Genomic DNA, 18,415 nt, shown 5'->3' on the forward strand with positions numbered 1-18,415 from the left:
AATCCTTTAAACAAATGAGCCGGGTTACACACCAGCAAAAGCCTGGTGTACATTAGCCTGTTTATACTGTCCGTTATGGAATACCAGTGGATTACCCATTTGATTGCGGCACGCTTCAATTTGACCAACGATGATGTAATGATCACCCGCTTCATGCAGTTCATACTGACGACACACAAAAGTCGTGAGGGACTTGTTTAAAATTGGTATGCCCATGTACTCATCTACATCATCAAGTCCTTCGAATTTGTCATCCGCAGATTTAGAAAAATGTTTTGATTCTAAATAATGATCTTCATTAAGAATATTGATTGCAAAGTATTCTGCCTGTTTGAAATCTTCAAAATGGGTTGCTGACTTTGCGATATTCCAGAGAATAAGCGGGGGATCAAGTGAAACTGATGTGAAGGAGTTGGCTGTCATTCCTATTTTTCTTTGATTCACATCCAGGGCAGTCACTACCGTAATACCTGTGGCGTATTGACCAAGTAGTTGGCGAAGTGACCGTGGTTCAAGTTGTATTACTGGGGTCATTACATTCAGCATAATCATATTCCTTCATAGAGGCTCGAAGAGTCAGAACCTTATTCCTTATTCGCCAACAGGTTTGTTTTCACTTGACGGCCAAGTGGGCATCAATTCATTTGAGGGGAGCGTTTCATCCAGAAGTTTCTTCGCAGTTTCAATACCTGCAACTGGTAGGCCGGTTGGGTCTAGTACCCCGATTTGTACAAGCAGGCTTGCCTGATCCCAGTAGATATGCTCATGGCAAAGTTTTGGTCCACGGAATTTGATAATTCCGAGCATCGGAATCTCGACATATTTGCCTGTTGGCTTAATTCCTGGAATTAACCAATCGATTTCTTCATCATGGGTAAAGCTCATGATGAATTCATCCACCACTTGCGTAGAGCCGACAGTGCGTGAAATTGGAGTTAATTTCATGTCTTTCGGATTGTTATGTATAAAGTGATACTGATAAAAGCGTGCAAGTTGTTTATAACCCACACCACCTGTTAAAGTTGGGATATGATTTACATAAGGTTCAGCAACCATGGTTGCCATCGTATCTGGCACATTTCGCGTATCAAATTCGAAACGGACGTGTTCTTCCCATAGGGCAGCGAGGTCATAGTGTGGACCAATCGCTTTGCGGAGTGCCGTAATACTGCGCTCATGTGCCATTAATGCACTTGGTTTGTCATAGTGCATACTGTTCGGACGAGCAAATGCATGATCTACGCCTGGGTAGACATAGGTTTCGATCTTTGTATTATCTTTTAATGCAGAAAGAATTTTTTCCCGTGTGTTGGTATCACAGAATTGGTCAAGTTTTGCAAAATGCAAAACTAGCTTAGAGTTGATATTCTTCGCTTCATCAAGATTCTGTTCAATACCTACGCCGTAGTACGACACTGCACAACCTAATTCCGGAATACGGCAAGCAGCCAGATAAGCGAGTTTCCCGCCTAAGCAATAACCGACTAAACCTATACCTGTTTCCTGATTTACAGTTTCTAAGTGTTTAAGGGTATTGATAGTAGACTGAATATCTTCAATACCTGTGTCTTGATCAAACTTGGTATATAAGTCGAATGCTCTCTGGCAATCGTCATCGGTATAACCGAGTTCAACATTAGGCTGAATGCGCCAGAATAAGTCTGGCACGATTACGGTGTAACCTTCTTCCGCCAGAAAGTCTGCTTTTTGGCGCATCACTTCATTTACACCAAAGATTTCCTGGCACAAAATCAGGCCTGGGCCTTGGCCTGCTTCTGGAACGGAAAGATATGCTTTAAACGAACCTGTTGCTGTTTGGACGTCAATATAAGATCCAGCCATGATAGTAATCTCCTGAATAATTAGATCTATCATCGACATCATCAGGAAATTTGACTATCCAAATTGAGTTCAAGCTTTATCCATTTTTGCACCAGCTGATAAACCAAAAATGGCAAGTTTTTTGCTATTTATTTACTTTTTAACATCCCGGTTCAAAGGGATGATGATAAAATATTGCAGTGATATGAGGGTAAAATTTGTGGATATTTTTCCAATCTCTTTAAAGTTGCAGCAGCAACCTTGTCTGATTGTAGGAGGAGGAAAGATTGCTTACCGCAAAGCGGTCTTGCTCTCTCAGGCAGGTGCCATCATTGATGTACTGGCACCCGATATTGACCCGGCACTGGCAGAGATTGTCATGCAAACAGCCGGACAGCATATTGCACTAAGTTATCCGGCTGATATTAAATTAAAGCAGTATCGTCTGGTTATTGCCGCAACTAATGTTGCAGAGGTAAACCGGCAGGTTTTTCTGGACTGTGAGACAGATCATGTTTTAGTGAACAGTGTCGATGACCCTCCACATTGCCGTTTTATGGTGCCAGCAATTATTGACCGTTCACCCTTGGTAATATCGATTGCCAGTAACGGGACATCACCAGTATTATCGCGCCAGATTCGAACCCAGCTCGAAGCGGCTATTCCCTATGGAATGGGTAAACTGGCTGAATTCTCTGGAAAATGGCGTAGTCGCGTTAAGGAAGTAATAGTCAATCCTGATGAGCGCCGAATATTTTGGGAAGAGTTGTATGCCAGTCCGCTTAAAGAACAGGTGTTTAATGACAGGTTGACCGATGCAGAGCAGCTAATCGAGCAGGCCCTCTCAACCTGGAAAACGCCAAAAGGTGAGGTCTACCTGGTCGGGGCAGGTCCCGGTGATCCAGAATTACTTACTTTAAAGGCCCTGCGTTTGATGCAACAGGCCGATGTAGTCATTTATGACCGTCTGGTCTCTGGACCTATTCTGGAACTTTGCCGACGTGATGCAGAAAAGGTGTATGTTGGTAAAGCGCGTTCCCACCATGCCGTACCGCAAGAAGGAATTAATGCCTTATTGGTAAAGTACGCACAACAAGGAAAGCGGGTTTGCCGTCTTAAGGGAGGTGACCCGTTTATTTTTGGACGTGGAGGTGAGGAAATTGAAGAGCTGTTTGCAGCAGGTATCGCATTTCAGGTCGTGCCGGGTATTACTGCGGCATCTGGTTGCTCTGCTTACGCCGGTATTCCATTAACTCATCGCGATTATGCTCAAAGTGTACGTTTTTTGACGGGGCATTTAAAGGAAGGTTCACCGGAACTGCCATGGTCAGAGCTGGTGTATGAGAATCAGACACTAGTACTATATATGGGTCTGGTAGGACTTGAGAAAATCTGTGAAAGACTGATAGAACATGGCCAGCGCCCAGATATGCCGGTTGCACTCGTTTCTAAAGGTACTACACCAGAGCAGAAAGTAGTAATCGGCACATTGGCAGATATTGTCTCTAAAGTTTCAGAACATCAGATTCAGGCTCCGACCTTAACGATCATTGGTGAAGTTGTTCGTTTACGTGAACAGTTGCAGTGGCAGTAATACTTAACTGTACCATTTTAAAGAGTAGATATTTGTGATTCATGTTGTGTTATTTGAGCCCGAAATTCCTGCAAATACAGGAAATATTATCCGTTTGTGTGCCAATACTGGCGCTCAACTGCATTTGGTGAAACCGTTAGGTTTTGAACTTGATGATAAAAAGCTTAAACGTGCAGGGCTGGATTATCATGAATGGGCTCGTATGCAGATCTGGGAAAATATTGAAGAATGCCTTGCACACTTGCAGACCAAAGGAATTGGTATAGATGCGGTTTATCCATTAACCACTAAAGGCTTTGAAACGCCGCATACTGCTGATCTTAACCGTCCGGTAGCTTTGCTGATGGGGCCGGAAACTCGTGGTTTGCCTGAGCAGGTACGCCTGATGTTTCCAGAACAGCATTGGATTCGTTTACCAATGGCACCCGAATCACGCAGTTTAAATTTATCAAATGCGACTGCTGTTATTGTATATGAAGCATGGCGCCAGCAGGGGTTTCAACCGCTTTAACCTAAATTAACCTATAAAAAAGAGGCGCTCAATGCGCCTCCTTTTCTTATATTTTATGATCAGCGATCATCATATTCATTATGCTGTGGAGCAGGGTATTTAAAGCCTTTAGTTTTATAACCTAAGTATAAAATACCAAACATGGCCCACCATAAACCATATTTCAATGCTGTTTCTTCAATCTCTAGCCACATTGCAAAAATGCTGATAAAACCGAGCATTGGAATAACTACAAAGTTAAAAATATCTTTGAGGTTCTTGCTGCGGCCATCACGTAGTGCGTAACGCGAAATTACGGACAGATTGACAAATGTAAATGCTGTCAGCGCACCAAAGCTGATCATTGAGATCACAATATCCAGGTCCATGAACCCAGCAGTTAAGGCAACTGCACCTACAATCATAATATTGTAAGACGGAGTGAAGCTTTTAGGACTGATATGACCAAAGATCTTTTTATTAATTACTCCATCACGTCCCATGACATACATCAAGCGGGATACGCCAGCATGTGCTGAAATTCCTGAAGCCATGACTGTTACAATTGCAAAATAAAGGACAACAGTCTTGAAAGCCACGCCGCCTACAGCTTGCAGGATATCTGGCTGGGTTGCCGCTACATCTTCAAAGTAAGTCTTCGGATCATTCGGGAAATAGATTTGCATGAAGTAGGTGCTGATAATAAAGATCACACCTGCAATTAAAGCTGTCAGGAAAATTGCTTTAGGCAAAGTGCGTTCAGTATCTTTTGTTTCTTCAGCCAGTGAGCTTAAGGAGTCAAAACCGGTAAATGAGAAGCAGAGTAAAGTTGCACCGGTAATTAAAGCACCCAGGCTAGTCATCTCGTTCCAGAACGGTTCCAGACTCCATAACTGGTATTTTGCATTGACCAGAGTACCATCAGCATTTACTCCACCAATCAGGAGGTTGTAGACCATCCAGGTGAAATAGGCAATTACGCCCAACTGTATAAACACGATTATACTATTGAAATTCGCTACAAATCTGGCACCACGCAGATTTACACCGGTCATAAAGGCAGTTAAGCCTATTACCCATACCCAGTGATTCACATCCGGAAATAAAGCTTCCAGATAAATGACCGCCAGAATAATATTTACCATCGGTGACAATAAATAGTCTAACCAGGATGACCAGCCCACCATAAAGCCGACATTCGGATGAATGGATTTCTGGGCATAAGTATATGCAGACCCGGAAGATGGATAGCGACGGATCATATGACCATAACTGATCGAGGTAAACAGAATTGCGATCAGGGCAATAATGTAGGAAGTAGGTACATGATAATGACTTTCTTCAGATACCAGACCGAATGTATCAAACAAGGTCATAGGCTGAATATAGGCCAAACCAATAATAATAATGTGCCAGAGGCCTAGCGTTTTTTGCAGTTTGGCTGCCGATTGCGTCCCAGTGAAATTAGTCAACGGCGTTATCCTCATAATCGTTGATCAAGGATCAGCTATATTTAAGGATCGTTTGAGACGAACGATCCCCCCTACGAAATAAAGCAAAGTGCGCGCCAATCTATCTTAAATGATTTATATTGTCAGTAGCTTTGCAGGATTTTTTAGCATTTTTTTGGTTAGTTAAAATATTACCCAGATAGGTCGTCTTCTGTTTTAAAAGAAAAACGTCCAAAATTGGTCTAAATTTTGGACGCAAAAGTTATATAAACCAGCCTTTACCAAGCTTTTTGTAAAATCGCACGCAGGTCATCTAGAGTGGCTTCTTTCGGATTAAAGATAATCGAGCCATCATTTAAGGCTTTTTCTGCCACCTCATCGAGCTGTTCTTCAGTGACTTTACCAGTTTCACGTAGGGTTCTCGGGAGTTTAGTCAGGCTATATAGATGGTCACGCATGGTCAGGATAGTTGCAATAGCTTTGTCTGCACGCAGCTCTGCTGGTGTCTGGGCATAGGTATCTGCACCTGCAAGCGGTAACAGCAGCTCACCGATTTTATTGCCATTAATGCTTTTGTTATATTCCAGTACATAAGGCAGAAACAGATTCATACATAAACCATGCGGTAAATGAGCTACCGCGCCCAGTGCATGCCCAAGCGAGTGAACCAGACCGACCATAGAGTTAGAAAATGCAATACCAGCCATGGTAGAGGCTTGTGCCAATTCCAGACGACCTTGTGCATTATTGGGCTGATCCAGAACTTTAAACAGGTTTTCACTGATTTTTTTGATACCGGCGACAGCATAAGCATCACTTAGAGGATTGGAGGCGAGACAGGTGTATGCCTCGACACAGTGTGTAAGTGCGTCCATACCGGTCATGGCCGTCAGATGGGGGGGCAAGCTGGAAGTCATGCGCGGGTCAAGAATAGCTGCATGTGGCATCAGATAATAAGAAGCAAAAGCCAGTTTCACATTCTTTTCTGTGTCAGATACAACAGCTACCATGGTTACTTCAGAACCTGTACCTGAAGTAGTAGGAATTACAAAAAATGGCTTTAAAGCTTTCGGCAGATTGTGTGCACCGGAATATTTCAGCAGGTCATCGCCACCTTCAGAGACTAAAATATTGGTAGCTTTGGAGGTGTCGATCACTGAACCGCCACCAACAGCAATGATGGCATCACAGTTATTGTCACGGTATGCCTGTGCCGCATTACGCACAGTCTGCAGACTTGAATCCGGTGGCACATCATCAAAAATACATCCAATCACAGCGTCAGTTGACTCAAAAGCTGCTTCAATCGGCTGTAATAAATTATTAGCCCGTACGCCTTTATCAGTGATGATCATCGGCCGCTTGGCGCCTAAAGTAGCCAGTTCAAAAGGAATATGTTCTAACGCGGCATTTCCTGCAATTACTTTAACTGGACAGAAAAATTCATAATAAGGTTTAGCCATGTTAAGTACTCCGTTTGAAATAGGACTGGGCAACTTTTAAATAAATATTGGTAGCGCCACTAAGTTTTTCTTTTAAGCCAAGTTTGGCCGGATATTGTTTTACTGCAAACTCTGCAACCAGTTTTGGCAAGATCAGAGATTCCATTTTGTTGAGGCAACGTACCAGACGAATTGCATAACTTACATCGCCATCGGCAACCATACGGTCATTTGCAAACGATTGTGCAGTACTTTCCTGAAAGGAAAAAACTAAGAATGCATGACTCAGGTGTTTAAACATGATGGTCAGGTCGGGTTTGCCATTAAAATCATTTAACAGTTTAAGTTGCCGTTCTGCTGTCACTTGTGCCACAAAGGCCGGACCATTTGGATATACGGTCATCGACAACACAAATCCTTCTGGAAATTTTGCAACTTCCTGCTGAATTTCATGGTCAACCTGACTGGCCATGACCAGTCCGCGTCCAATGATATCCATCATCAGCCTGACATAAGCCTGCTGCAAAGCGGGTTTTACAGAGTTTATAGAAATCACTCGCTTATCCCTTTATTGAAAAATATTATTATTTAGAGTAAATACTCTAATGTATTTTATAACATTCGCAAAGTCATTTATTCATTATTGACTTGCAGTTCACTAAAGTAATGGGTGTTGTCTAGATATTCAATGAAGTCCTGGCACAGTTTTTCAAAGGTAGGGTAGTCATCCAGCAGATCATTTAACCGTACCATTTTCAGACCGGCATAACCACAAGGGTTAATACAATGAAAGCCGTCCAGTTGACAGTCAATATTTAATGCCAGTCCATGATAGCTACGGCCACGACGAATCTTGAATCCCAAAGAACCGATTTTACGGTCAGCAACATAGACACCCGGCGCATCTGGCTTGGCATATGCTTCAATTCCATACTTTTTAAGCAGATCGACCATGAACTGTTCGGCAAAACTGACCAGCGTACGCACGTTCCATTTCAATCGATTCAAATCAAACATGAAATAAGCTACTAGCTGACCTGGGCCATGCCAGGTTACCTGACCGCCACGATCACTCTGCACTACTGGCATATCTGGACGCTGGAGGATATGTTCAGGTTTCCCAGCCTGTCCCTGAGTAAGAACATTATTATGCTGCAATAACCATAATTCATCGGGCGTATCTTTATCCCGCTGCTCGGTGAAGCGCTTCATGGCTTCAAAAGTTGGGGTATAGTCCTGTAATCCTTTAAAACAGCGTACAGTTAATGCGGGCTTAGATTCAGTTACTTGTTCCGCCATAGTAAAATGACCCTATCAGAAAGTAAAAAACCAGATATTGTTCATATCTGGTTTTGAATTAAAGCGCGGTTTTAATATAAGGGCAAGCGGCCAGGTCTGCATAAAGTGCATGAACCTGCTCCAGTTCATCGAAACGTAACTGGGCAGTAAGAGAGTGGTATTTTCCTGTACGTGATGGTTGTATCTTTAAGGTTGCTTCATCAAAATCAGGGAAATGTTTAAGCAGAATTTCAATTACTGCTATGCGCAGTTCATCGCCAGCATTGCCGATGAGCTTGATAGGATAATCCATCGGGAAAACCCAAAGTTCTTCACGCAGCTCACGCGATGGGGTACGGTCAAGCATAAGACACCTCAAAATGATAGAAAACGCCTGCTGAAGCAGGCGTCTTGAACAGTTAGTTAAAATATGAGGGCAGCGGGTTATATTTCAAACCGGTCCCAGCCCGGTTAGTCATTTTCCAGGAATGAACGTAAGTGCTCAGAGCGGGATGGATGACGCAATTTACGTAAAGCTTTGGCTTCAATCTGACGGATACGTTCGCGGGTAACGTCGAACTGTTTACCCACTTCTTCTAATGTATGGTCAGTTGGCATGTCGATACCAAAGCGCATTTTCAGAACTTTAGCTTCACGTTCGGTTAAGTTTTCTAAAACTTCACGTGTTGCTTCTTTTAACCCTTCTGAAGTTGCAGCGTCTACCGGAGAGGTAATGTTCTGGTCTTCAATGAAATCTCCTAGATGCGAGTCTTCATCATCACCAATTGGTGTTTCCATTGAAATCGGTTCTTTGGCAATTTTAAGTACCTTACGTACCTTCACCTCATCCATTTCCAGACGTTCACCCAGCTCTTCCGGTGTTGGCTCGCGGCCCATTTCCTGAAGTAACTGACGTGATACACGGTTGATCTTGTTAATTGTTTCAATCATGTGCACCGGAATACGGATGGTACGTGCCTGATCGGCAATTGAGCGGGTGATTGCCTGACGAATCCACCAGGTAGCATAAGTTGAGAACTTATAGCCACGACGGTATTCGAACTTGTCTACGGCTTTCATCAGGCCAATATTACCTTCCTGAATCAAATCCAGGAATTGCAGTCCACGGTTGGTATATTTTTTGGCAATCGAGATTACCAGACGCAAGTTGGCCTCAACCATCTCTTTTTTGGCACGACGAGCTTTAGCTTCACCAATTGCCATACGTTTAGAGATATCTTTAATATCAATAACGTTCAGACCAAGTTCTTTCTCAATATCAGCAATCTTCTGCTGGAATGCCAAAACATCAGGACGAACTTTTTCTAGATGACCTTTAATATCTGGAGATGCTTTTGCCATTTGTTCATCAAGCCAGCCCGGGTTTGACTCCTGTCCTGGAAAGGAGGTGCGGAACTGGGTACGGTCCATACGGCCACGACGAACTGCGTAGCGCATAATTTCACGTTCGGAAGTACGGATTTGCTCATGCGTACCACGAATCATTTCAGAAATAATATCAAATAGGCGCGGAGTAAACTTAAACATCATAAATACAGATGCCAGAGCCTCAAGTGCAGCCTTTGCTTCTGCACTATCACGACCATGCTTTTCAATTACTGACTTAGTTTCTTGCCAGACTGTCTCAAGCTCGGTGAAACGAACTTTGGCAATTTCAGGATCCGGGCCCGAATCTGCTTCTGAATCATCATCTGATTCAGATTCTTCCTCTTCTTCTTCATCGTCATCAAGTTTAACTTCCTTGGTCGATTTCGAAGCAGTTTCATCTTCATCTTCTTCCAGTACAGCATCTTCTATCACTTCAGGAATTTCTTCATCAGATTCCGGATCAAGATAGCCTGAAAGAATATCGGCCAGACGACGTTCGCCTTCTTGATAATCTTTATATTCTTTTAATACAACTTCAACTGCATTTGGCCAGTAAGCAATAGAGTGAAGAACGTCGCGAATACCTTCTTCAATACGTTTAGCAATGCTAATCTCGCCTTCACGGGTTAAAAGCTCGACAGTACCCATTTCGCGCATATACATACGTACAGGGTCTGTAGTACGGCCTGGCTCATTTTCAACTGAAGCAAGAACAGCTGCAGCTTCTTCTTCGGCTACCTCATCGGCAGCTTCGGCGTTATCCTCAAACATCGCATCATCAGATTCAGGAGCACGTTCGTGTACAGGAATACCCACATCCTGAAGCATCTGGATAATGTCTTCAATCTGTTCACTTTCAGTGATTGAGTCTGGGAGATGATCGTTAACCTCAGCGTAAGTTAGGTAACCTTGTTCTTTGCCTCGGCTAATCAGAGCCGCTACTTGAGAAGTAGGGGAATGCATATCGCTCATCTTTGCTTACTCTTCGTTGAATCTGTGGCAGTGAAAAACCGTGCATGATAGCACAAATCGCATCAAAATTTTCTGATTTGATCAGTCAAGCATGATTTTATAAATAGATTTCATTTCACAATTATTGTTGAATGTTGGGCTAAAATTATTTTTTTCAAGTGAATGGCCTAAATTTTGTCAGGTTAAACCCATCACTCAGTTAGTCCTCCATAAATACACAATTTTGCCGTTAAAAAAAAGAGTTATTTAACTGGAATTCTCAAAAAAAACAAATAAATCTTGACAATTAAAATGAAGAAAGATAAATAGCGCCTAGGCCCATTCACATTTTTCTACTACGAGGTAGTTTTAGTGTCTTCTACAGATTTTGAATTAGATGATAACTACGGTGATGATGATGTCAGCTTTGATGAGGCGTCGAGTAAAATCAGCGCAAAAGAATCATTGGAAAAACGTCGTCTGATCGATGACCTGCTAGCTCAACGTCGCCTGGAACGAGAACTGAAAGATTTTGATTACGACTTTGATGACGATGATCTCGACGATGACGAATAAACCCGATTGGGCATCCCGTCGAGAAATGCTATTCTAGGCTTAATTTATTAATTTGGATTCAAGATGAGTGCTTTAGATTTAGACCTGTTGAGCGAGTATCTAGATGGTGACCAAAATGAGTATGGTCTAGATTTTGCAGCAACTCACGGTTTTTTATGTGCTATTGCGGTTGGCCCGAAGTTTGATCGCTGGCTTGAAGAGCTGTTTGATAATAATCACAAGAAAGTGCCAGCAGAAATTATTACCCAAATCAAGCTCTGGTTGACTTCACTTCAGCAAAATCTTGCCAATGAAGAGGGTATCGAGTTTCCCTTTGAAATTGAGGAAGCTGATGTAGAATCCAGCTTGGGCGACTGGTCAGTTGGTTTTGTCGATGCCATGTTCTTAAATGAGGAAGCCTGGTTTACGCCAGAGTTTGAAGATCAGTTGGTAGACTTAACCTTGCCGATTATGGTGTTCAGTGGCGTTGATGAAGAAGATCCGCAGATGGAATCTTTCCGTCGTAATGGCCAGTTGATGGATGAATTGGCAGAGGAAATTCCAGAGAATCTCAATGAACTCTATCTGATGTACCATACGCCAGAATAGTTTCTCTTAAAGAAAAACACCCTCATGCAGGGTGTTTTTTTATAGTTTTTTGCCAGAATCAGATAATTATCATGAGTATAGTTATAATTCACAGGGAATTTCGTCAAAATTTAGCAGACTAAAATTACAGCTGTGAAAGTTCGGCTATGATAAAAAATGCTGCTAAGAGAAATGTTTTTTCTTCCAGTAGCACTTAAATACAAAACAGAGTGCAATAATCACAACAATAGCCAAGACCATATTGCCGACATTACTCATCAGCGCATGCATCTTGTCCTGATTTTCACCCAGATAGAAACCCACACATGCAAGAAATGTCGTCCAGATCACTGTGCCCAGCCCGCTATAAAGCATGAACTTCCAGAATGGCATTCGGCTCATACCTGCGGGAATGCTGATCAGTGAGCGTACGGCAGGTACCATGCGACCCAAGAATACAATCCGATGCCCATAATGTTCAAACCATTTCAAGGCTTTAATAACATCAGCTCTCTTGATGAAAAGATATTTACCGTACCGGTCTACCAGATCAAGCAGTCTGTCCTGAGGAATTTTTCTGCCAATCCAGTAGAGTAGGGCCGCTGCCAGTAATGAACCACAGCTACCAGCAATAATGATACCCACTAAAAGCAATTCACCTTTTGACGCCACATAACCGGCAGACGGCATAATAACTTCAGAAGGGATAGGAGGAAAAATGTTGTCCAGAAACATCAGTAAGGCTATTCCCAGATAGCCTAACTGTTCCATGATTGAAATAACCCACTCATCAAGATTCATAGATCAGCTCACGTCATTCAGTTTAGGTATTTATACTTTGCAGTGAAAACCAATCTTTTATTTTATTCTGTCTAAATCATGTAAGTAGATGAGTTTATTCCTGATAATTGACTAAAGTATGAATATAGACTTTTCGCAAGAAGTAGGCAAAACACAAAGGCAGCGTACCAATACAGAGTAAGGAAAGAAACATTCCTTTCAAATGATAGGCAATAAACAGCGCAAAGATGATACCGATCATTGCACCTAATAAGACTATAAAAATATGGGGTTGTTTTTCTAGCTCAGCCTGAATCTGATTAGACTGTAAAGAATGGATGCTTGAAGAAGCTGGATATTCAGTATGCTCACTAATTTCCATAAATCTGGCCTTCCTGCAAATGAATCTGAATGGTTTTATTCACATATTTGCCTATAAGAGTAATATCTATAGACTTATAAATTTTTTATGGTGAATAGAAGGTAACAAAATCTAACAGTGTGTAGATTAGCAAGATCAATGAGCAATACAATAAGCTTCAGATAGTGAAAATGTAGAAAACTATAGCGGGTTTGCGAGTGAATGTGATAAAACGTAAAAACCGCATCAAAACTAATGCGGTTTTTAACATATAGATTACATTAAAGAATTATAGACGTTTACGTTTTGCTGCAGCAATTTGAGACTGACGCATACGGAAACCTGCCTTCTGTTTTTCTGTTGTTTTATCTATACAGTACTTGCAAGATACGCCATGTTCATAGCTGTGCAGTTCAATTTCTTCAGGCGTTAATGGCCATCCACATGCATGGCATTTACTGTGCTGTCCTTCTTCCACGCCATGAGTAACAGCAGTACGCCCATCAAAGACAAAACATTCACCTTCCCAGAGGCTTTCTTCCGGTGGTGTTTCTTCTAGATATTTTAAAATACCGCCTTTGAGATGGTAAACCTCATTAAAACCTTCTTGTAAAAGTAATGAAGTTGATTTTTCACATCGAATGCCCCCGGTACAGAACATTGCAATTTTTTTGTCTTTATGCTGTTCAAGGTTCTTTTTTACGTACTCGGGAAATTCACGGAAGGTTTCGGTTTTAGGGTCAATTGCGCCCTTAAATGTACCCGCCTTATACTCATAGTCGTTTCGTGTATCAATCAGAATTACATCATCGCGTGCAATGAGCTCATTCCATTCTTTCGGGTCAAGATAATGGCCGACCAGGTCACGTGGTTTTACCGGTACACCGAGCGTTACGATTTCTTTTTTTAGCTTGATTTTCATCTTACGAAATGGTTTGTCCGCACTATGGGACTCTTTATATTCCATTTCGTTAAACCCTTCGCCCAGCAAAAACTGATGAAGAGTATCAATAGCATTGCGGTCGCCTGCTACAGTCCCATTAATACCTTCTCCTGCTACAATAAGAGTCCCACATAAGTTCATAGCTTGTACCAGATCAAGAAGACGCTGCTGAAGATCGGCTGGATCTTGGACTTCTTTAAATTGATATAGTGCGGCAACAACCCAGTCAGTGGTCGCTTGCTGTTCTACAGGTGCAAGCTGTTCTACAGTAGCGTTCATGGAAGACTCCAAATGTATTAAGATAGGAAATTAAGGCGCGTATTTTAGCGCGAATTTTATGAAGAAGCGAGAAAACCATATGGCTGTTATGGTTTTTATTGAAAGGAGCCTGTCTTGAATACTGAACGCCGTATCCCATCCCTGACACCATGTGCTGGACGTTGTTCAACTGTATTTGGTGATCAGGTCTGTCGGGGGTGCCGGCGTTTTAATCATGAAGTGATCCAGTGGAATACGTATACGGTTGAAGAGCGTATGGCAGTGTGGCAACGACTCGATGCCCAGCTGGACCAGATTTTAGTACCTATGCTCCCGATGGCCCAGCTGGCACAAGTCGAGGAGTTCGTTTTATCAAAACGGGTACGTCTGCTGGAAAATGCAAGTCAGGGACGCAAGTTATACCATGCACTTAAAATCTGTGAAAAAAATAAGAATCTGGCTGAAGAGAGTGGTTTGGGTATCAGTGCTGAGCAGATCAAACCATTATGGCAACTATTTGAGCAAAAAGTATTGGCTTTGGCTAAAGCCAGTTATGAACTGGCTTGGTTACGGGCAGGGGATATACGACAAAATCTGCTGTATATGGAAGATGATGAGTAAGCCTCCTGAGAGGCTATTCTAAAAGTCTGTTAAGTTTTAGATTTGATGTTGCATGCGGTATTGAACCAGCTCTTCTATGGTAATTACGGTAAGGTGATGAGTCTGGGCATATGCCAGTACCTGAATACCTGTAGCCATAGTTCCGTCAGGATTGGTCAGCTCACATAACACCCCTGCCGGTTTAAGGCCAGCCATACGTGCCAGATCTATACTACCTTCGGTATGTCCGCGACGAACCAGCACACCGCCGTCTCGTGCGCGCAAGGGAAAAACATGGCCAGGACGATTTAAATCACTTGCCACAGCGCCGTCTTTAATTGCAGCATGAATAGTAGTTACCCGGTCTTTTGCTGAAACGCCAGTCGTCACCCCCTGAGCTGCTTCAATAGTTACTGTAAAAGCAGTATGAAAATGGCTGGAATTGTGCTTCACCATTGGCGAAAGTTCTAAGTGATCTGCAGCTTGTTCGGTAAGACATAAACAGACGATGCCAGAACCATCGCGAATCATGCGAGCCATGGTTTCAACATTGAGGGTTTCAGCAGCTACAATCAGATCAGCTTCATTTTCCCGGTCAAAATCATCCATGACCAGTACAGGCTTACCCTGGCGAATATCTTCTAGAGCTTGCTGAATACGTTGCTCAGCAGGAGATAAAGCGGAAAAAAACAGTTCGGGTTGAATTAAACTAGACATATGAAACGCTCACGTAAATGAAAATACAGTGGAACATTTCAGGACAGATATGAAATATATAACGACCCCTATATAAATATACATAAGGGTAATCTCGTCTTCTTTCATCCGGACTATACCGTCGGCTTTGGAATTGCACCAAATCTGCGTAGTACTTTAAATAGGTAATACGCTCGTGGGCTTGCTGATTTTATATTGAAACAACTTTACCACCGGTGGGGAATTTCACCCCGCCCTGAAGCGATGTAGCTCAATTATAATGCAATTTTAAGTGAATAATCATGTTTTTCTATAGAACGATCGGTTCTATATTTAGAATAAATTAGTCTAAATGCCTTTTGGGTATGTTATTACTGTATGAAATTTAAGATACTTTTTCTGTAAAGTGCAGCTATAAATATAAAAAAGCCCATACATGGGCTTTTTAAGATTATCTTTTTTACTTTAAGCGACCTGAACCGGTATACAGTTAGCAGTGTGATTTACCGTATTGTCAGGATTGGCATAGACGAGACGCGGTTTATGCGCATTGGCTTCAACTTCGGTAAAATCACCAAAGGTGGCAATGATAACTAAATCTCCAACATCTGCCTGATGGGCTGCACCGCCATTTACAGAGATAATCCCTGAGTTTTCTTCACCACGAATTGCATAAGTGGCAAAGCGTTTGCCATTAGTTACGTTCCATACATGGATTTCTTCATATTCGCGGATGCCAGCTAGATCCATCAGAACGCCATCAATTGCACAAGAACCTTCATAATGAAGTTCAGCATGAGTTACTACCGCACGATGAATTTTGCATTTTAATAAACGAGATAGCATGGCTAGCGTCTCCTTGGTCGACCAGGATAGGTCTTAGGGTTAAATCAATCACTTGATACAGAGTGCAATAAAGCAACTGCTGCGCATTTTGCTCTTAAATGAGCGTCAAGGCAAGATGGATTATTCAGTAATGCAGGTTTTTATCAGCCCGGTTTGTAAGCATTAATCTGGTTCATGGCCTGCTGTATTTCACCATTAACCAGTAACTTGATTTTACTTAATGTATGGCTAATCGCATCATCCATAAGCTCTTGCTCACTGCGCGGGGCTTTGCTGAGGACATGTCCTGAAACACGCTCTTTAGAACCTGGATGTCCAATACCAATACGCAAACGATGGAAGTCAGGACCGGTATGCGGAGTAATGTCCCGAAGCCCGTTATGTCCGCCGTGGCCACCACCTGTTTTCAGCCGGATAATACCAGGATTCATATCGAGTTCGTCATGCGCTACTAGCATTGACTGGGGAGTAATTTGATAGAATTTTGCGAAGGGTACCACACTCTGCCCCGAACGGTTCATAAATGTAGTGGGTAACAAGAGTCGGATATCTTGTCCTTCGATTTGACCACGACCGCTAATTCCATGGAATTTAGGATCATTTTTAAGAGTAATACCATATTGTTCTGCCAGACGTTCGACAAACCAGAATCCGGCATTATGGCGGGTTTGGGCATACTCAGTACCTGGGTTGCCCAAACCAATAATCAGTGAAATGTTAGACACTAATTTTGCCTTTTAGCACTTATGCGCGTTTAAAATCAGCGTGCATAGGTGTATTTTTAGCTGGGTGACGCTGAAGCGCTTGAATTTTTACGCTTTCAGTTTTGTCGCCTACAACAATTTCAATAACTTCTTCAAAAAAAGCATTGTTTTCTAAAGCTTTTACAAGCTGACGAAGTTCTAGGGTAATTGCTACAGGTTCAGCATCACCACCATAGATAATTGCTGGAAGTTGAGCAGCATGACGAAGGCGGCGGCTCGCACCTTTCCCTTGTACGTCTGCAGCACGCGCTTGAGCGTTTAATGTAAAATTAGCCATGAGATATTCCTCATTGAGTTTAAGTTAAACCAGACTTGCGACCAGTCTGGTGAATAGAAAACCCCAGCTTATGCCAGGGTTTATAAAAAATCTGCGCTATTATAAGTAACTATCGAACATTGCGCTAATAGATTCTTCATTATTGATACGACGAATTGTTTCAGCAACCATGCTAGCTACCGATACCTGACGAATTTTGCCAAGCTCAAGTGCTTCTTGTGAAAGAGGAATTGTGTCACATACGACCAGCTCATCAATCACAGAGTTCTTCAGGTTTTCAAGAGCCTTACCAGATAATACCGGGTGAGTTGCATAAGCAACCACTTTACGGGCACCGAAAGTTTTCAATGCATCAGCTGCTTTACAAAGCGTACCGGCAGTATCAACCATGTCATCAACAATGACACAATCACGGTCTTTTACATCACCAATCAGATGCATTACCTGTGATTCATTGGCTTTTTGACGACGCTTGTCAATAATGGCCAGATCGATATCACCCATCTGTTTTGCAACTGCGCGTGCACGTACAACACCACCTACGTCAGGTGAAACCACCATCAGGTTATGATGTGACTGTTGACGAAGATCAGCAAGCAGTGCAGGGGTACCATAGATATTATCTACAGGAATATCGAAGAAACCCTGGATCTGGTCGGCATGCAGGTCAATCATCACTACACGGTCTATACCGACAGTGGTGAGCATGTCAGCAACAACTTTAGCAGTAATAGGCACACGAGCAGAACGTGGACGACGGTCTTGACGAGCATAACCGAAGTAAGGAATGACAGCAGTAATACGACCAGCGCTTGCACGGCGCAATGAATCAGCCATAACCAGAATTTCCATCAGGTTATCGTTGGTCGGTGCACAGGTAGGCTGAACAATAAAGACGTCTTTACCACGTACATTTTCAGTAATTTCTACTGCAATTTCACCATCAGAGAAACGGCCTACAGAAGCAGCTCCCAACGGAATGTGTAAATGGCTTACGACTTTTTGAGCGAATTGTGGATGAGCGTTTCCACTAAAAACGACAAGATTGGGCATGAAGCACCCTTGGCGGTTGGCATGTATGGAATGAGATGGCAGGGGTAGCTGGATTCGAACCAACGAATGGCGGGATCAAAACCCGCTGCCTTACCACTTGGCGATACCCCTAATGCGGCAGAACTTTAATATTTTTGCATGGTTATGTCAAGGTAAATTAACACGAACTTGCAAATGAACGTTCTATCTTTTTACAGGAAAATGGCAGGGGCGGCTGGATTCGAACCAACGGATGGCGAGATCAAAACCCGCTGCCTTACCACTTGGCGACGCCCCTA

21 protein-coding genes, 2 tRNA genes and 1 riboswitch are annotated in these 18,415 nt (G+C 42.6%); of the genes, 5 read left to right on the plus strand and 18 right to left on the minus strand.

The features are described 5' to 3' along the window. Positions 1 to 24: 24 nt before the first annotated feature. Both N518_RS0115610 and N518_RS0115615 read right to left on the minus strand, forming a co-directional pair. Positions 25 to 546: a flavin reductase family protein gene (locus N518_RS0115610; protein WP_005024959.1), complete on the minus strand. Its 522-nt coding sequence runs from the start codon at positions 544 to 546 to the stop codon at positions 25 to 27. Between the two features lie 45 nt (positions 547 to 591). Further along, on the minus strand, positions 592 to 1,842 hold the full coding sequence (locus tag N518_RS0115615) for a dienelactone hydrolase family protein (RefSeq protein ID WP_017400954.1): 1,251 nt from the start codon (positions 1,840 to 1,842) through the stop codon (positions 592 to 594). 199 nt (positions 1,843 to 2,041) lie between these two features. Here N518_RS0115615 and cysG point away from each other — a divergent pair, with 199 nt between their 5' ends. Beyond that, a complete protein-coding gene (cysG, locus tag N518_RS0115620; protein WP_005024968.1) occupies positions 2,042 to 3,415 on the plus strand; it encodes a siroheme synthase CysG in 1,374 nt (457 codons plus the stop codon). Positions 3,416 to 3,449: 34 nt separating this feature from the next. Further along, positions 3,450 to 3,926: a tRNA (cytidine(34)-2'-O)-methyltransferase gene (locus tag N518_RS0115625; RefSeq protein ID WP_005015835.1), complete on the plus strand. Its 477-nt coding sequence runs from the start codon at positions 3,450 to 3,452 to the stop codon at positions 3,924 to 3,926. Between the two features lie 59 nt (positions 3,927 to 3,985). Here N518_RS0115625 and N518_RS0115630 read toward each other — a convergent pair whose 3' ends face one another. The 6 genes from N518_RS0115630 to rpoD all read right to left on the minus strand — a co-directional run bounded on the left by N518_RS0115630 (position 3,986) and on the right by rpoD (position 10,437). Further along, positions 3,986 to 5,377, minus strand: coding sequence for an APC family permease (locus tag N518_RS0115630; protein WP_005015833.1), 1,392 nt, complete (start codon positions 5,375 to 5,377; stop codon positions 3,986 to 3,988). A gap of 257 nt (positions 5,378 to 5,634) precedes the next feature. After that, a complete protein-coding gene (locus tag N518_RS0115635) occupies positions 5,635 to 6,819 on the minus strand; it encodes an iron-containing alcohol dehydrogenase (protein WP_005015831.1) in 1,185 nt (394 codons plus the stop codon). A gap of 1 nt (position 6,820) precedes the next feature. After that, on the minus strand, positions 6,821 to 7,354 hold the full coding sequence (locus N518_RS0115640; RefSeq protein WP_005024971.1) for a hypothetical protein: 534 nt from the start codon (positions 7,352 to 7,354) through the stop codon (positions 6,821 to 6,823). Between the two features lie 77 nt (positions 7,355 to 7,431). After that, on the minus strand, positions 7,432 to 8,097 hold the full coding sequence (gene lipB, locus N518_RS0115645) for a lipoyl(octanoyl) transferase LipB (protein ID WP_005024972.1): 666 nt from the start codon (positions 8,095 to 8,097) through the stop codon (positions 7,432 to 7,434). Between the two features lie 58 nt (positions 8,098 to 8,155). Then, entirely contained in the window at positions 8,156 to 8,443 is a 288-nt protein-coding gene (locus N518_RS0115650; RefSeq protein ID WP_005015824.1) for a YbeD family protein, read from the minus strand. A 104-nt stretch (positions 8,444 to 8,547) separates the two neighbouring features. Continuing rightward, positions 8,548 to 10,437, minus strand: coding sequence for an RNA polymerase sigma factor RpoD (gene rpoD / locus N518_RS0115655; protein ID WP_005015823.1), 1,890 nt, complete (start codon positions 10,435 to 10,437; stop codon positions 8,548 to 8,550). Between the two features lie 351 nt (positions 10,438 to 10,788). Between rpoD and N518_RS0115660 the strand changes: the two genes are divergently transcribed. Together N518_RS0115660 and N518_RS0115665 are read left to right on the plus strand one after the other, a co-directional pair. Further along, on the plus strand, positions 10,789 to 10,992 hold the full coding sequence (locus tag N518_RS0115660) for a PA3496 family putative envelope integrity protein (protein ID WP_005015822.1): 204 nt from the start codon (positions 10,789 to 10,791) through the stop codon (positions 10,990 to 10,992). 63 nt (positions 10,993 to 11,055) lie between these two features. Beyond that, positions 11,056 to 11,580, plus strand: a complete 525-nt coding sequence (locus tag N518_RS0115665) for a YecA family protein (protein ID WP_005015821.1) — start codon at positions 11,056 to 11,058, stop codon at positions 11,578 to 11,580. Positions 11,581 to 11,742: 162 nt separating this feature from the next. Here N518_RS0115665 and N518_RS0115670 read toward each other — a convergent pair whose 3' ends face one another. The 3 genes from N518_RS0115670 to N518_RS0115680 form a co-directional block, all read right to left on the minus strand. Continuing rightward, positions 11,743 to 12,360, minus strand: coding sequence for a DedA family protein (locus tag N518_RS0115670; RefSeq protein ID WP_026444505.1), 618 nt, complete (start codon positions 12,358 to 12,360; stop codon positions 11,743 to 11,745). A 94-nt stretch (positions 12,361 to 12,454) separates the two neighbouring features. After that, a complete protein-coding gene (locus tag N518_RS0115675) occupies positions 12,455 to 12,721 on the minus strand; it encodes a hypothetical protein (protein WP_026444506.1) in 267 nt (88 codons plus the stop codon). Positions 12,722 to 12,989: 268 nt separating this feature from the next. Continuing rightward, positions 12,990 to 13,922, minus strand: coding sequence for a rhodanese-related sulfurtransferase (locus N518_RS0115680; protein WP_005024977.1), 933 nt, complete (start codon positions 13,920 to 13,922; stop codon positions 12,990 to 12,992). Positions 13,923 to 14,036: 114 nt separating this feature from the next. Between N518_RS0115680 and N518_RS0115685 the strand changes: the two genes are divergently transcribed. Further along, positions 14,037 to 14,522 carry a DUF1289 domain-containing protein gene (locus N518_RS0115685; RefSeq protein WP_005015805.1) on the plus strand — a complete coding sequence of 162 codons (486 nt, stop codon included), beginning with the start codon at positions 14,037 to 14,039 and terminating at the stop codon, positions 14,520 to 14,522. 36 nt (positions 14,523 to 14,558) lie between these two features. Here N518_RS0115685 and ribB read toward each other — a convergent pair whose 3' ends face one another. The 7 genes from ribB to N518_RS0115720 form a co-directional block, all read right to left on the minus strand. Further along, positions 14,559 to 15,218: a 3,4-dihydroxy-2-butanone-4-phosphate synthase gene (ribB, locus tag N518_RS0115690; protein WP_005024979.1), complete on the minus strand. Its 660-nt coding sequence runs from the start codon at positions 15,216 to 15,218 to the stop codon at positions 14,559 to 14,561. A gap of 92 nt (positions 15,219 to 15,310) precedes the next feature. Next, positions 15,311 to 15,464: riboswitch (FMN riboswitch) on the minus strand. A 198-nt stretch (positions 15,465 to 15,662) separates the two neighbouring features. Beyond that, the gene (gene panD / locus N518_RS0115695) at positions 15,663 to 16,043 is read right to left on the minus strand and encodes an aspartate 1-decarboxylase (RefSeq protein ID WP_005015800.1); all 381 of its coding nucleotides are present in this window, start codon (positions 16,041 to 16,043) and stop codon (positions 15,663 to 15,665) included. 143 nt (positions 16,044 to 16,186) lie between these two features. After that, on the minus strand, positions 16,187 to 16,768 hold the full coding sequence (gene pth / locus N518_RS0115700) for an aminoacyl-tRNA hydrolase (RefSeq protein WP_005015797.1): 582 nt from the start codon (positions 16,766 to 16,768) through the stop codon (positions 16,187 to 16,189). A gap of 19 nt (positions 16,769 to 16,787) precedes the next feature. Beyond that, a complete protein-coding gene (gene rplY / locus N518_RS0115705; RefSeq protein ID WP_005015793.1) occupies positions 16,788 to 17,084 on the minus strand; it encodes a 50S ribosomal protein L25 in 297 nt (98 codons plus the stop codon). A gap of 99 nt (positions 17,085 to 17,183) precedes the next feature. After that, entirely contained in the window at positions 17,184 to 18,137 is a 954-nt protein-coding gene (locus N518_RS0115710) for a ribose-phosphate pyrophosphokinase (RefSeq protein WP_005015785.1), read from the minus strand. Positions 18,138 to 18,173: 36 nt separating this feature from the next. Continuing rightward, positions 18,174 to 18,248: transfer RNA gene (locus N518_RS0115715), tRNA-Gln, on the minus strand. Positions 18,249 to 18,339: 91 nt separating this feature from the next. Further along, positions 18,340 to 18,414, minus strand: a tRNA-Gln gene (locus tag N518_RS0115720). Position 18,415: the final 1 nt, after the last annotated feature.

The organism is Acinetobacter sp. UNC436CL71CviS28, from assembly GCF_000620525.1.
Lineage (GTDB): Bacteria > Pseudomonadota > Gammaproteobacteria > Pseudomonadales > Moraxellaceae > Acinetobacter > Acinetobacter radioresistens.